Annotated in this window: 14 protein-coding genes; 5 read left to right on the forward strand and 9 right to left on the reverse strand. The window is 62.3% G+C overall.

From position 1 onward, the window contains the following. Positions 1–48: 48 nt before the first annotated feature. From ABRZ00_RS05885 to ABRZ00_RS05915, 7 genes are read right to left on the reverse strand one after another with little or no spacing between them, the layout of a single operon-like run. The gene (locus ABRZ00_RS05885; RefSeq protein ID WP_368639856.1) at positions 49–705 is read right to left on the reverse strand and encodes a DUF1120 domain-containing protein; all 657 of its coding nucleotides are present in this window, start codon (positions 703–705) and stop codon (positions 49–51) included. A gap of 20 nt (positions 706–725) precedes the next feature. Further along, entirely contained in the window at positions 726–1,361 is a 636-nt protein-coding gene (locus tag ABRZ00_RS05890) for a DUF1120 domain-containing protein (RefSeq protein ID WP_368647868.1), read from the reverse strand. A 46-nt stretch (positions 1,362–1,407) separates the two neighbouring features. Beyond that, positions 1,408–2,043 carry a DUF1120 domain-containing protein gene (locus tag ABRZ00_RS05895; protein WP_368642654.1) on the reverse strand — a complete coding sequence of 212 codons (636 nt, stop codon included), beginning with the start codon at positions 2,041–2,043 and terminating at the stop codon, positions 1,408–1,410. 46 nt (positions 2,044–2,089) lie between these two features. Then, the gene (locus ABRZ00_RS05900; protein WP_368642653.1) at positions 2,090–2,725 is read right to left on the reverse strand and encodes a DUF1120 domain-containing protein; all 636 of its coding nucleotides are present in this window, start codon (positions 2,723–2,725) and stop codon (positions 2,090–2,092) included. 46 nt (positions 2,726–2,771) lie between these two features. Beyond that, positions 2,772–3,407, reverse strand: coding sequence for a DUF1120 domain-containing protein (locus ABRZ00_RS05905; RefSeq protein ID WP_368642654.1), 636 nt, complete (start codon positions 3,405–3,407; stop codon positions 2,772–2,774). A gap of 46 nt (positions 3,408–3,453) precedes the next feature. Continuing rightward, complete coding sequence (locus ABRZ00_RS05910) at positions 3,454–4,089, reverse strand: DUF1120 domain-containing protein (RefSeq protein WP_368642653.1); 636 nt, start codon at positions 4,087–4,089, stop codon at positions 3,454–3,456. A gap of 46 nt (positions 4,090–4,135) precedes the next feature. Then, entirely contained in the window at positions 4,136–4,771 is a 636-nt protein-coding gene (locus tag ABRZ00_RS05915) for a DUF1120 domain-containing protein (RefSeq protein WP_368642653.1), read from the reverse strand. 320 nt (positions 4,772–5,091) lie between these two features. On the opposite strand from ABRZ00_RS05915, the gene ABRZ00_RS05920 reads away from it, so the two are divergent. The 5 genes from ABRZ00_RS05920 (at position 5,092) to ABRZ00_RS05940 (ending at position 12,873) form a co-directional block, all read left to right on the forward strand. Continuing rightward, positions 5,092–5,796, forward strand: a complete 705-nt coding sequence (locus ABRZ00_RS05920) for a fimbria/pilus chaperone family protein (protein ID WP_368642652.1) — start codon at positions 5,092–5,094, stop codon at positions 5,794–5,796. Then, positions 5,797–8,265, forward strand: a complete 2,469-nt coding sequence (locus ABRZ00_RS05925; protein WP_368642651.1) for a fimbria/pilus outer membrane usher protein — start codon at positions 5,797–5,799, stop codon at positions 8,263–8,265. A gap of 6 nt (positions 8,266–8,271) precedes the next feature. Further along, complete coding sequence (locus ABRZ00_RS05930; protein WP_368642650.1) at positions 8,272–8,841, forward strand: hypothetical protein; 570 nt, start codon at positions 8,272–8,274, stop codon at positions 8,839–8,841. A 168-nt stretch (positions 8,842–9,009) separates the two neighbouring features. Further along, positions 9,010–9,591, forward strand: a complete 582-nt coding sequence (locus ABRZ00_RS05935) for a helix-turn-helix domain-containing protein (RefSeq protein ID WP_368642649.1) — start codon at positions 9,010–9,012, stop codon at positions 9,589–9,591. Positions 9,592–9,717: 126 nt separating this feature from the next. Next, complete coding sequence (locus ABRZ00_RS05940; protein WP_368642648.1) at positions 9,718–12,873, forward strand: ATP-binding protein; 3,156 nt, start codon at positions 9,718–9,720, stop codon at positions 12,871–12,873. On the opposite strand, the gene ABRZ00_RS05945 is transcribed toward ABRZ00_RS05940, so the two are convergent. Further along, on the reverse strand, positions 12,870–13,523 hold the full coding sequence (locus ABRZ00_RS05945) for a response regulator (RefSeq protein WP_368642647.1): 654 nt from the start codon (positions 13,521–13,523) through the stop codon (positions 12,870–12,872). The two genes, ABRZ00_RS05940 and ABRZ00_RS05945, sit on opposite strands and share 4 nt — an antisense overlap. Positions 13,524–13,698: 175 nt before the next feature. After that, the gene (locus tag ABRZ00_RS05950; RefSeq protein WP_368642646.1) at positions 13,699–14,469 is read right to left on the reverse strand and encodes a hypothetical protein; all 771 of its coding nucleotides are present in this window, start codon (positions 14,467–14,469) and stop codon (positions 13,699–13,701) included. Positions 14,470–14,660 lie beyond the last annotated feature (191 nt).

Raw genomic sequence — 14,660 nt, forward strand, 5'->3', positions numbered from 1 at the left:
GCACGGATGGCTGGGACAAGGCGTTCCCCGGCGCGGGGCAGGCTTTATTTACAGATAGACCAGTTCAAATGATGCCAAGCCGTCCAGGGGGGTCTCTTCGGCCAGTGGCAAGTCGCGGGACGGGGCGACATAGGTCCTGACCCTGATATCAGCGTTTGCTGTGGTGCTTGCCACGGCTGGCCCACCGAAGGCCAGCAGGCTGCCTGGGATGGCATAGGTTTTTGGGCCCGTTTCCCAATCTGCCGCTTCAGCCGGTTTTCGCATGATCGAAACGGATTTGCCGTCAGCTTGGCTGTTGAGCAGATCCAATCCGTAGCCGCCGACTTTGACGTTATGCTGGGTGCCTAGGCCATAGAGCGGATAAGTGTCACCGTTTCTTGTGATGGCGGTTCCAGGGCGTTCATCGGTCACCTTGATTGCGAACAGGGTGGGCGCACTGCAAGTGATGCTGACCTTGGCTCGGATTTTCTCTTCGATCTTGGTGTCTGCCGTTGCATTGAGCGTGCTGGCCGCGATCTTGCCGTAGTCAACGGTCGCACCGCCGGGCATCGTGATCGAGCATGCGGCGGGGGCGATGGTGCCGGTGACTTTGAGTTGAGCCGACGAGGCGGCGCTGGCCAGCATCGGCGTGGCGGCTGCGGTGGCGATCAACGAGGAAAGGAGGGCGCGCTTCAAAAAGGTTTGTTTCTTTTTAAGATTTTTCATGGGTATTGGAGCAGGTTGGCTTACAGATAAACCACTTCGAACGTGGCCAAACCGTCGAACTTGATTTCCTTGTCCAGCGGCAAGGCGCTGGCTTTTTCAACGGAAGTTGTCAGGCTGAGGTCGGCGGTGACATTCTTGTAGGCGACCGGGACGGCGTTGCTGCCATCGCCAAAAGCCGATATTTCGTCGGGCCGCATCTCTGCAAACTTTGCATAGGAGGTGCTCCCGATGGCTTTGCGCAGTACGTTCACGGTTTTCCCATCGGCGTTCACGTTGACGAGAGAGATTCTGTAGGCGCCGATATTGGTCGAGCCCGTCTTGCCCAGGCCAAAAAAGGCATTGTTCGGCACGCCGGTCCCAGTGATTGCCGAACCGGCGCGCTCGTCGGTCGCCTTGATGGCGAACAGCGTGGGCGCGTCGCAACTGACCTGGAGCTTGGCGCGTACATCGTCACCAATCACAGTGGGGGCATCTTTTGTCAGTTTGTCCGACGTGATTGTTCCGTAGTCGATGGTTGTGCCGCCGGGCATCGTGATCGAGCATGAGGCGGGGACGATGGAGCCGGTGACTCTGAGTTGAACCGACGAGGCGGCATTGGCCAGCATCGGCGTGGCGGCTGAAGTGGCGATCATCAGGGAAAGAAGCGTGCGTTTCATGAGGGTTCTCCTTCTTGGTTGTTAATGGGTATTGGAGCAGGTTGGTTTACAGATAAACCACTTCGAACGTGGTCTGGCCATCGAACTTGACTTCCTGCTTCAGAGGCAAGGCGCTGGCTTTTTGAACGTAGGTTTTCAGGCTGAGGTCGGCGGTGACATTCTTGTAGGCGACCGGGACGGCGTTGCTGCCATCGCCAAAAGCCGATATTGCGCCGGGTTGCGCCTGTGCAAACTTTGCATAGGAGGTTTCCCCGGTGGCTTTGCGCAGTACGTTTACGGTTTTCCCATCGCCGCTCACGTTGACGAGAGAGATTCTGTAGGCGCCGATGTCGGTCGCCCCCGTCTTGCCCAGGCCAAACAAGATTTCGGTCGCTTCACCGGTCCCAGTGATTGCCGAACCGGCGCGTTCGTCGGTCGTCTTGATGGCGAACAGCGTGGGCGCGTCGCAACTGACCTGGAGCTTGGCGCGTACATCGTCACCAATCATAGTGGGGGCATCTTTTTTCAGCGTGTCCGACGTGATTGTTCCGTAGTCGATGGTTGTGCCGCCGGGCATCGTGATCGAGCATGAGGCGGGGACGATGGAGCCGGTGACTTTGAGTTGAACCGACGAGGCGGCGTTGGCCAGCATCGGCGTGGCGGCTGAAGTGGCGATCATCAGGGAAAGAAGCGTGCGTTTCATGAGGGTTCCCCTTCTTGGTTGTTAATGGGTATTGGAGCAGGTTGGTTTACAGATAAACCACTTCGAACGTGGTCTGGCCGTCGAACTTGACTTCCTGCTTCAGAGGCAAGGCGCTGGCTTTTTGAACGTAGGTTTTCAGGCTGAGGTCGGCGGTGACATTCTTGTAGGCGACCGGGACGGCGTTGCTGCCATCGCCAAAAGCCGATATTGCGCCGGGTTGCGCCTGTGCGTTTTTGATAAAAGTGCTGCTGCCGACCGAGCTGCGCAGTACGTTCACGATTTTCCCATCGCCGCTCACGTTGTCGAGAGAGATTCTGTAGGCGCCGATGTCGGTCGCCCCCGTCTTGCCCAGGCCAAACAAGATTTCGGTCGCTTCACCGGTCCCAGTGATTGCCGAACCGGCGCGCTCGTCGGTCGCCTTGATGGCGAACAGCGTGGGCGCGTCGCAACTGACCTGGAGCTTGGCGCGTACATCGTCACCAATCACAGTGGGGGCATCTTTTGTCAGTTTGTCCGACGTGATTGTTCCGTAGTCGATGGTTGTGCCGCCGGGCATCGTGATCGAGCATGAGGCGGGGACGATGGAGCCGGTGACTCTGAGTTGAACCGACGAGGCGGCATTGGCCAGCATCGGCGTGGCGGCTGAAGTGGCGATCATCAGGGAAAGAAGCGTGCGTTTCATGAGGGTTCTCCTTCTTGGTTGTTAATGGGTATTGGAGCAGGTTGGTTTACAGATAAACCACTTCGAACGTGGTCTGGCCATCGAACTTGACTTCCTGCTTCAGAGGCAAGGCGCTGGCTTTTTGAACGTAGGTTTTCAGGCTGAGGTCGGCGGTGACATTCTTGTAGGCGACCGGGACGGCGTTGCTGCCATCGCCAAAAGCCGATATTGCGCCGGGTTGCGCCTGTGCAAACTTTGCATAGGAGGTTTCCCCGGTGGCTTTGCGCAGTACGTTTACGGTTTTCCCATCGCCGCTCACGTTGACGAGAGAGATTCTGTAGGCGCCGATGTCGGTCGCCCCCGTCTTGCCCAGGCCAAACAAGATTTCGGTCGCTTCACCGGTCCCAGTGATTGCCGAACCGGCGCGTTCGTCGGTCGTCTTGATGGCGAACAGCGTGGGCGCGTCGCAACTGACCTGGAGCTTGGCGCGTACATCGTCACCAATCATAGTGGGGGCATCTTTTTTCAGCGTGTCCGACGTGATTGTTCCGTAGTCGATGGTTGTGCCGCCGGGCATCGTGATCGAGCATGAGGCGGGGACGATGGAGCCGGTGACTTTGAGTTGAACCGACGAGGCGGCGTTGGCCAGCATCGGCGTGGCGGCTGAAGTGGCGATCATCAGGGAAAGAAGCGTGCGTTTCATGAGGGTTCCCCTTCTTGGTTGTTAATGGGTATTGGAGCAGGTTGGTTTACAGATAAACCACTTCGAACGTGGTCTGGCCGTCGAACTTGACTTCCTGCTTCAGAGGCAAGGCGCTGGCTTTTTGAACGTAGGTTTTCAGGCTGAGGTCGGCGGTGACATTCTTGTAGGCGACCGGGACGGCGTTGCTGCCATCGCCAAAAGCCGATATTGCGCCGGGTTGCGCCTGTGCGTTTTTGATAAAAGTGCTGCTGCCGACCGAGCTGCGCAGTACGTTCACGATTTTCCCATCGCCGCTCACGTTGTCGAGAGAGATTCTGTAGGCGCCGATGTCGGTCGCCCCCGTCTTGCCCAGGCCAAACAAGATTTCGGTCGCTTCACCGGTCCCAGTGATTGCCGAACCGGCGCGCTCGTCGGTCGCCTTGATGGCGAACAGCGTGGGCGCGTCGCAACTGACCTGGAGCTTGGCGCGTACATCGTCACCAATCACAGTGGGGGCATCTTTTGTCAGTTTGTCCGACGTGATTGTTCCGTAGTCGATGGTTGTGCCGCCGGGCATCGTGATCGAGCATGAGGCGGGGACGATGGAGCCGGTGACTCTGAGTTGAACCGACGAGGCGGCATTGGCCAGCATCGGCGTGGCGGCTGAAGTGGCGATCATCAGGGAAAGAAGCGTGCGTTTCATGAGGGTTCCCCTTCTTGGTTGTTAATGGGTATTGGAGCAGGTTGGTTTACAGATAAACCACTTCGAACGTGGTCTGGCCGTCGAACTTGACTTCCTGCTTCAGAGGCAAGGCGCTGGCTTTTTGAACGTAGGTTTTCAGGCTGAGGTCGGCGGTGACATTCTTGTAGGCGACCGGGACGGCGTTGCTGCCATCGCCAAAAGCCGATATTGCGCCGGGTTGCGCCTGTGCGTTTTTGATAAAAGTGCTGCTGCCGACCGAGCTGCGCAGTACGTTCACGATTTTCCCATCGCCGCTCACGTTGTCGAGAGAGATTCTGTAGGCGCCGATGTCGGTCGCCCCCGTCTTGCCCAGGCCAAACAAGATTTCGGTCGCTTCACCGGTCCCAGTGATTGCCGAACCGGCGCGCTCGTCGGTCGCCTTGATGGCGAACAGCGTGGGCGCGTCGCAACTGACCTGGAGCTTGGCGCGTACATCGTCACCAATCACAGTGGGGGCATCTTTTGTCAGTTTGTCCGACGTGATTGTTCCGTAGTCGATGGTTGTGCCGCCGGGCATCGTGATCGAGCATGAGGCGGGGACGATGGAGCCGGTGACTCTGAGTTGAACCGACGAGGCGGCATTGGCCAGCATCGGCGTGGCGGCTGAAGTGGCGATCATCAGGGAAAGAAGCGTGCGTTTCATAAGATTCCAAACACTAGAAGTAGAGAAGGTGACTCTCATGATCTTCCCGTGCCTGGGATCGGTCGATAAGACTTGTCCTAAAGATTCCGCGCGGTTTGAGAAAACAAGACAAGTCTTATGGATTGCAAGATGGCGCGAGGCGATCATTCCTCATCCTTAATCGTTTGAAACCGGTTACATGCGTGTCCTGCGCATGGACTGGGGCTGCGGCGGCTCTTCAATCTTCTCGGGTGCATGAGTCCGGCGGTCCGCAGCGCAGTCCACCCGCATACTGGCCGCACGGTTCTTTCAAGACTATGCATAAAACCCTCAAATCTGCCGTGGCGCTGTCGGCCCTGCACGGTATGTTGTCCCTATTTGCCGTGATGTCCGGTGCTACGCAGGCGCATGCGGCGGGGATGCGCCCTGAAACCTCAGTGGTGATCGTCGAAGAAAGCGACGGAGAAGCCAGCATGAATGTTCGGAACACGGACGATGCGCCGGCGCTGCTGTATACCTCGCTGCGGGGAATCCCCGAAGACGACGAGGATCTGCTGATCGTGACGCCGCCCGTTGCGCGGGTTGAACCGGGCCAGACCCAGTTGGTGCGGTTCATTCTCCAGCCGCACGAACCGTTCAAGACGGAGCGGCTGCGGCGCGTGGTCTTCGATGGCATTCCGCCCAAGAGCAATGCGCCGGGGGTGCGCGTCAATGTCAATTTCCGGCAGAACCTGCCGGTGCTCATCCGGCCTGCCGGCCTCGCCCAGGATCCCGAGCCCTGGAAGCGCCTGAAATGGAGTGTCGACGGCACAGACCTGAAGCTTGAAAACCCCAGCCCGTACGTGGTGCGTCTGAGTCCCGAAGCCGCTTTGCTGCCTTCGGGCGCCAGGCTGAATCTTGACCGCACTTACATTCTGCCCAACCAGACGTTCAGCTTTCCGCTGCATGGCGGCGCGGCGGGCTTGACCGGGGTGCGGATCAACCCGGCGACAGCGTACGGGTTCGCCGCGGGTGCGTTTGAGGCGCCGTTGGCGAAGAGGCCGTAAATGCGGTGGGTGGATGGCGCTGCCCTGGCGTGGGCCGGCGTGATGGCGATCGGCCCCGCACCGCAGGCGCTGGCCGCGCCGGCGCATCAGGATCGCGCGGCGGCGGGCACGGGCGCGCAGGCGCCGGCGGTGGAATTCGATCTCGAGATGCTCAAGAACCGGGGGCTGGGCGCGGATGTGGCCGAGTACTTCAAAAGCGGCGCTCGATTCCGGGCCGGCATGGCCCGCGTGACGGTGTTCGTCAATGATCAGAGGATCGGGCAGGTCGGTGCGCGTTTTGACGACCAGGGCCAGGTCTGCTTCGACGAAGCGTTCATGTCGGGTGCCGGCCTGCAATGGCGTGACGCGCCAACTGGCGACAAGCAGCCTGGATGCGCTGATTTCCTGACGCAGTATCCCAATACCATCGTCAAGCTGATCCCGGGCCGCGAGGAAGTACGCCTGATCGTGCCCACGGACGCGATCCGGCCCCAAGGGGCCGGGCACCGCGCGTATGCAACGGGCGGCGCCGGCGCCATCCTCAATTACGATGTGCTCTTGACGCGCAATCAATCGCCGGGCCGTTCGGATCAATTCCGCTCCATTCAGTCCGAGGCGGGCTTCAATGCCGGCGACTGGGTGCTGCGCAGCCGGCAAAGCTATGTCGAAAGCGCGGGGCGCACGCGTTTCGACCACCTGTATGCCTATGGGCAGAAAACCTTTGCCGGCCTGGGGCAGACTGTGCAGGCGGGGCAGATTTCCATTGCCAACTCGCTGTTTGCAGGGAGTAGCATCACCGGTGTGCAATGGGTGCCCGAAGCGGCATTGCAGGAGGGCCGCCAGGCCGCGAGATCGCTGGTCAGCGGCATTGCCAATTCGCCGGCGCGCATCGAAGTGCGGCAAAGCGGCTCGCTCATTTATACGACGGTCGTGCCCCAGGGCCCGTTCAGCCTGGCGGATATCCCGCTCTTGAACCGTTCGAGCGACCTGCACGTGTCGGTCATTGAAAACAATGGGGGGGTGCATACCTTCGTCGTGCCCGCCGCCGAGCTGACATCGGGTGATCTGGGAGGCACGCCGGGGTATTCCCTGGCGCTGGGCAAATACCGCGCTTATGGTTCCCGCAGGACGACGCGCGAGCCTTTCATCGCTACGGGCACCGGCACCTGGGGGCTCGACAAGGATTCGAACGTGACCGCGGGCCTCATGGCGGCAACGGACTACTACGCGGTGGGCGCCGCGCTCAACCGCGCATTCACCCCCTCGGTCAATGGCAGTGTGCGGCAGGTTGTCTCGTATTCGAAAGATCACCAGGCGAAGGGCATGCAGACGAGCGTGTCGCTCAATTCGCAGATCATCGAGACGGTCTCGGCCAGCCTGGGCGCCACGATGCAGACGCCGGGGTTTCGCGATCTGGGCGATGTGGTGAACGACGACCGGTGGAGCGGATTCGACGCGAGATACCGCATGCAATATACGGGCTCGATCGGATGGTCGAATGATGCATTCGGCAGCGTGCAGGGATCCTATTCGCGCGCCGGCACGTTCGATGGCCGCCGCACCCAATATTTCACGGCGGCCTGGAGCAAATCGATCAAGCGCGTGACGGTTTCGCTGAATTTCCAGCATGCCAGCGGCGGCAGTGATTCGTCGGGCAACACCGTACTGCTGTCGGTCAGCATCCCGCTTGGGCCGCGTTCGGTGCGTGGGTATGTCAATAGCCATGAGGGACGTACCCGGTCGGGCGCCAGCGTCAGCGAGCAGGTCAATGAATACGTGGGATACGACTTGTCGGCCGAACATGACGGCCAGGATCGGGAAACCAGCGTGTCGGGCAATTTGAGCCTGCTGCCCCGCTATTTCCAGGCCAGCCTGGGCGCTGCCCGGAACGGCTCGTCGGGCACCATGTACAGCGGCCAGTTGCGGGGAGGGGTGGCGATTCATGGTTCGGGCGTCACCTTGTCTCCCTATCCGATCAATGACACCTACGCCATCGCCAAGGTCGGCGACGTGGCGGGCGTCAAGATTGCCACCCCGCAGGGGCCGGTCTGGACCGACATCTCGGGGCGGGCGGTCGTGCCGGGCCTGACCCCGTACCGGACCAGCCGGCTGCAAGTGGCGACCCCGTCGTTGCCCCGCAATGTCGATCTGGTCAATGGCTATCGTGAGATCGAGGCGGCCCGGGGCGCCGTGCAGCGCCTGGACTTTGGCGTGGTCAAGACCCGGCGCGTGCTGCTCAGAACGAAAGTCTCGGACGGCAGCCTGCTGGCCAGGGGGGTATCGGTGATCGATGCCAATGGCGATTTCGTCACGGCCGTCTTGAGTCAGGGAAAAGTGTTCCTGCCCGGCCTCGACGCGCCGATGCCGCTGCGGGCCGAGATGTCCGACGGCCGGCAGTGCGAGCTGTCGTTCCAGCTTGGCGACAAACCGGACGTGAACAATTACTACGAAACAGTCGACGCTGTCTGCCGGCTGTCCGACCATGGGTGAATCCAGATGACACACTTTCACGCTTCGCCGCCGGGCTCGCCGTCGCTTGCCCGCGCATGGCCCCGGCTGTTGATGTGGGCCTTGCTCGGTACGACTTGTCTGCCGCCGATGGCCCATGCCGCCTCCTGTGCGGTCGAGATCAGCGACTCGGTCGTCGACTACGGAAGGGTTGCCCGTGCCGAGCTGCTGGTGCTCGAAAGCGGTGGGCGGGCGGCGCTGGGGGAGCGCATGGTGACGGTGCTCGTCAAGTGCGAAAACCCGCAGCGCATGGGCCTGGCGATCGATGCGGGTTCGGCGCGGATGAACGAAGGCCATGTTGAGGTGGCGTACCGGGTGGCCGACGCCCAGCTCGACGGCGAGCCGGTGCAACTGGTGTCCAGCCGCGATCCGGAAAAAATCGTGTCCGTCCTGGTGCCGGGCGACCGCGTTCAGACGCGTGCGCCCGAACGCGGCAAAGTATTGGCGGTCCGGCTGGAAGTGGATACGCGGGTCAGCACGGCCTCGAACTGGATGACCCATCGCGGCAAATGGGAAGACTCGGCCGTGTTTCAGGCGTTCACGCCGCAGGTGCCGTGATCGAAGGGGGTGAATCCGGAAGCGCCGCGGTGCTGTGGCAAGAAGTGAGCGTTGTAAGTCATGTGCGATTTTGAGACTTGTCTGATGGGGTGGTTCGCGCTCAAGGCCCACTATGGGTTTACAGACCAATGCGGTCATGTGCCCACTTACCGAAGGTACAGATAGATTATGAAACACTCCAACCGAGCATCCAGCACGAACCGCGGCGGTCAGCGCCTGCCTGAACGGAGCGACGAAGCCGAGCGTTGCAGAATCTATGCATTACCGGCATCCCGCGCGGTTCTTTCTCGAAATGGCGATGCGCGGGCCGGCTTGAAACGGGCCGACCGTCAAAGGCTGATGAGTGCGGCGCACGGCGAAAAGAACAGCCTTGAGCCGGCCGTTCAGCGTGGGGCCGGTGAGCCTGATGTGCTGACCGTACTCGCGGGGTACCAGTTCGGACGGTTGGTGTCCGCCAATCGGCCCGGCGGCATACCCGCCGAGGCAACCATCCCGCGCGAAGTGCTCGCGCTGGCTTCATCGCATGGGTGGGGCCTGCTGCGGGCCTGGCGCGAGTACCTGTGGCTCTCGAAAGAAGAGGTGGCCCGCCGCGCGGATATCAGTGTGGCGGCGTATGCCGAGATCGAGACGAACTTCACTCATCTCGGTTCTGATGTCCAGGCGCGGGTTGCGGCGCTCTTTGGCCTGCAGTTGCCACAACTGGGGCGTTTCGACGTGCGGCGGGCCGCTCGAGGATCAGCCAGGAAGTGACGTATCATCCTGGTGATGTTTGGCTCCCCGGATCACGCTTGTGGTGTGCGGCCTTGCAGCCTGGTCATCCGGATCTCCGGGCGGGTGATCCTCATGTAACGTGGTGTGTGCAACGGCTCCCTTGATATGAAGCGTCGTCTGGTTTCGTGGTCCCTGTTGGCGGTGCTGGCGTTGATCTGCGCCGCGTGGCTGGCGTGGGCCTATCTGCCCACGGGGTCTTCGTCGCGGGTCGATCTCGAAGACTTCGAGCATACGGTGCGCTTGTCGCCGGACGAGCGTGAAAAACTGGCCGGCCTGCCCGTGCTGCGCATGGGATATGTGCCGGCGTGGCAGCCCTTGTCGTTCTACGACCCTCTGGCGGGGCGGGTCAGCGGCGTGGCCGGCGAGTACGCCGATTTGCTTGCCCAGACGCTGGGTTTGCGTTTCCAGCTCGTGCCGGTCGGCAGCATGATGGAACTTCAAAACCTCATGCTGAAGGGCGAAGTGGATATCGTGCCCCTCATGACGCACTCGCATCCGGTCGGCCGGAGATTCATCTATAGCGAACCCTACGAGACGCTGCCCGAGGTCTTCGTCACGCGGCCCGGGCAGTCCGGCCGCCACCTGGCCAACGAGTTGAGCGGCAAGGTCATCGTCACGGCGGCTCCTGAATCTACGCGGCAGAAGTTGCGCGACAGGATTGCGGGGGCCAGCGTGTTCGCCGCGCCAAGCGCGACCGAGGGGCTGGACATGGTCAAATACGGGCACGTGGAAGCGTACGTCGGCAACGCGGCCATCGTCGATGCGCTGATTCGCGGCCCTTATCGTTATTCATTGCAGATTGCGGGCCAGACGGGCCTGGTCGTGCCGCTCAGCGCCGCCATTGTCGACCGCTATGCGTGGCTGGTGCCGCTGGTGAACCGCGTCTTGGGCGCGACGCCGCCGTCCTTGAAGCGCCAGATACTCAATTCATGGACCGCCGTGGTCTACAAGCCCTCGGCGGTCGATTGGATGCGGGTCGCCAAAAAATTGCTGCCCGCATTATTGGCGGGGGCGCTGGTGCTTGGCGCGCTGTTCCTGGCGTTTGTAAAGTATCGCCGCGAAGCCTTGCAGCGCCGCGAGGCCGAAGCCAAGCTGCATGCGGTCACCCGCAACCTGCCCGCCGTGGTGTTCCAGGCCCGCAAGAGCGGTGTGGATGATCTGGCATTTGATTATGTCAGCGGCAATTCGGTCGATATCTGGGGGCTTACCCCGGAGGCCATGCGCGACCACCCTTGGCGCTTTCTGGAGCGCATCGACCCGCGCGACGTGGACGAGTTCCTTGAGCGGCAGCGCGTCGCCAGTGAAAGTCTTGAACCTTTTCTGCTCGAATTCCGGGTGCTGAATGGGTCTGCGCAACCGCGCTGGATCCGCGGCAATGCCGTGCCCACCCATGCCCCGGACGGTGTGGTGGTCTGGTGCGGCTACTGGGTGGATATCTCCGATATCAAACATCAGGCGGCGCAGATCGAGGCGGCCAAAGAGGCCGCCGAGCGCGCCGCGCAAGGCAAGGCGCATTTCCTGGCGGTCATGAGCCATGAGATACGCACGCCGATGAATGGCGTCGTCGGCATGCTCGAGCTGCTCAGGGAAAGCCGGCTCCTGCCGGAGCAGGCCGCGATGGTGGACACCATCGATGAGTCCGCCAATCATCTGCTGGCATTGCTCGACGAGATCCTGGATGCCTCCAAGATCGAGGCCGGCCGCATCCAGCTCGACGCCAGGCCATTTGATGTGCGATCGGTCGTCGTGGACGTCGTCCGCCTGTTCAAGGCGTCGGCGATGGCAAAGGGGCTGGCGCTGACTCTGCGCGTCGATCCAGCCGTCCCCATGTATGTGCAGGGTGACGCCTTGCGTTTGCGCCAGATTTTCACGAACCTGGTGGGCAATGCCATCAAGTTCACGAACGCCGGTTCGGTGGCAGTCGAGATCCGGCGCGAGGGCGACCGGCAGGCCGCCTTCGCCTCGCTGCACTGCACCGTGACCGATACCGGCGTGGGGCTGGCCGGCGTCACCCAGGAAGAACTCTTTGCACCCTATACCCAGGGCCAGACGGGGCTGGATCTGGCCGGAGCGGTCAGCGGCACCGGGCTGGGGCTGTCGATCTGCCGGAAAATCGCCCAGGCCATGGGCGGGCAACTGACACTGGCGGACAACCCCCAGGGCAAAGGGGCGCAGGCCGCGCTTGAACTGTCGTTGCCCGTCGCCGCTCAGGCATTCATCGATCGCGTGCCGTATCAGGCGCTCTATCTCGCGATTCAAAATCCGGCCGTGGATCGGTTGCTGCGCGAATATTTGAAGATTCTGGGCTGCGAGCACCTGGTGAAGCCACAGGCGCGCGATCAGGCCGCCGGTGCGCCGTCCGGCCTGGAGCTGACGTGTGCCCCAGGCGAGCAGGTGGTGGTGGCCACGGTGTCCGGGCAGCGGCCCATTTTCAGGCTGAAGGTCGACGACAGTCTGCTGCATTGGCGGGACGTCGTGCGCTTGCTGCAAGGAGAGGGGCGAAGCGAAGAAGGCGCGCCCGCCGGCCGGTCCGATGAGGGCGGCACGCGGCCGTGCAAGGTGCTGGTCGCCGAAGACCACGCCATCAGCCGCAAGCTGCTGGCGGCCCAGCTCGAGACGCTGGGATGCGTGGTCGATAGCTGCGAAGATGGCGAGGATGCCTGGCGGCGGCTGGCGCGCCCGCATGACTACGATGTATTGATCACCGATGGCCATATGCCCAGGCTCGATGGCGTCTCGCTGTTGCAGCGGTTGCGCCAGTCAGACGATCCGGCGCTGCGGACCTTGCCGGTGGCCCTGCTTTCGGCAACGCCGCTGGTGCTGCCCGGGCAGCCGACTGGCCTGGCTCAGGGGGTGACGATTTTGCTCAAGCCGGTCAAGCTCGGCGAGCTGGACGAACTGCTGCGCGGCGTCGTATCCAGCGGGCCTGATGATCTGGCCGCGCCGGTAAAGCCTTCCATGGCGCCGCCTGCCGGCGTGATGGACGTGCCGGCAGCCGTATTGCGAGAATTTGCCATGGTCATAGAAGAGGATCGGACGCGGTTGCCCGCGCTGCTGCAGGCCCGGGATCTCGAGGCGCTGCAAGACTGGGTGCATCGGCAAGCGGGCGCATTGGCCGTCGTCGGGCATGTCGGCCTGGCGGACCGGGCGGTCGAAGTTGAAAACATCCTCAAAAATCGGGACGCCTCCGCAGCCCTCCCGGAGGTGGCCGCTTTCGATGGAGAACTCGCGGCTCTGGCCCGGCGGTTCGCGCAGGCCTAGCGCTCGAAGCTACTGTGCAGGTACTCAAACAACTGGGCGTCGTTTTGCAGGCCCAGCTTCGCCATGGCCCCTTGTTTCTGGGCGCTGATGGTCTTCTTGCTGCGATTCAGCGACGCGGCGATTTCCGAGACGGTCAGGCCGCTGCGCAGCAATCGCAAAGTTTCGGCCTGCCGGGGCGACAGCCGCGATGCGTGATCGGCGGATGGGGAGGAAGAAAGGCGGTTGGCGGCATCGAGCAGCGCTTTCAAGTCTGGCGATAAAAAGGGCCGGTGGTTGACGGCGTTTTCGATCGCGGAAGCCAGGTTCTTGTGCACGTCGCGCTTGCCGACAATGCAGTCAACCCCCGCCTTCTGAATGCTGTTGAGCAATGCGCCGTTGGTCAGCATGGTCAGCACCACGATCCTGATCCCGGGATGTTGTTGTTGCAGACGGCGCAGCAGCCGCAGACCGTCTTGCCGTCCTTCATCCATGGCGAAATCGGTGATGACGACATCGACCCCCGGCGTGGCCGAGAGCAATGACAGCAGCTCATCGCCGCTGGACGCTTCCCCCGCCAAAGTGAAACGTATGGAGTGCTCGGCCAGGAATGCCTTGATACCCACCCGGACGATAGGGTGATCATCGGCAATCACGATACGCAAGGCTGGCATGCTCAATCACCCTCTGTCGGTGCGGCATCGATCACTTTGCTTCTTGTTGGGCGCAGCCGTCTGGATCCGGCCTGGCTTTTGATCCATGCCTCGCAGTCGTAAGAATATACATGATTTGTCTCGAATTTTAACTTTGGCGCTTTGGAGGGATTGCTCGTCGGTGTGATAAACATTATCAGTGCAGTGATTTCCTGGGCCGCCCGCGCGGCGCCGGGCTGACGCGCCGGGATGCCAGGCGCCCCAGGTGCGCCATGAAGATTTTTTCCCCCAGCGCCCATTGCCCTGACAAGGCCGCCTCGATCGGCAGGCGCTGCGCCTCGCCCAGCCCGGCGGCGAGCCGATTGCGCCAGGCGGCCTGGCGTGCAAAAGGCGTGTCGCCTTCGCGCCAATAGTCGGGATGGTCCGTCAGCACCGGGCGGATGTGCGCCGCGCCGGCGGTCTTCGCACCGCCGGGCATGCCGTTTGCGGCGGGCGCGGGCTCCACGCCGACCAGTCCCGCGTGTTCCGCCGCCGACGACCAGGGCCATTGCGTGGCCGCGCCCACCTGGCCGGCCGAGACCGCCAGCGATTCCAGCCACATCATGGCCGGCAGCACCCAGCGGCCCGGTTCCAGCAGGGCATTGTGATAGCGTCCTGCGTAGACGCGCGTGCGCATCAGGCCCGAACCCATGCGCCGCCCCAGCGCCTGCATCAGGCGCGAGGGCGCGGTTTCGTCTCCGGGCGTGGCCAGCAGCGTGATGCGATCGGGCAGGATGATCCAGGCATGCAAGGCCAGGGCGCCGGCTTCGCCCGCCGCGGCCCGCCCGGTTTCCTCCGCCAGCCAGGCGCGGATCCGGTCCAGCGCCGCTGCGGGCGCGGGCGCATCGGGCGGGGCCAGCGGATGCGCGAAACGCGCCTGGATCAACTGGGGAATGCGGGGGGCGTAGAGGCGGGGCAATCGGGCCATGGCAGCAGCAAACATTAAATTCAAACGATTGTTTGAATTTTCATCGTAAATCAGCGACAATCAAAAAATCGGCCCGGGAAGGCGATGCGCACCGCAACCGCAGCCAGCCGCCCGCAGCATGCGGCAGCCGCGCACCCTGCACGGCGCATCCCGAACAATCGGCCGGCCCATTAAAACCAGCGAGGACACAA

This window comes from Castellaniella ginsengisoli, from assembly GCF_040955415.1.
In the GTDB taxonomy this organism is placed as follows: Bacteria; Pseudomonadota; Gammaproteobacteria; order Burkholderiales; family Burkholderiaceae_B; genus Castellaniella; species Castellaniella ginsengisoli.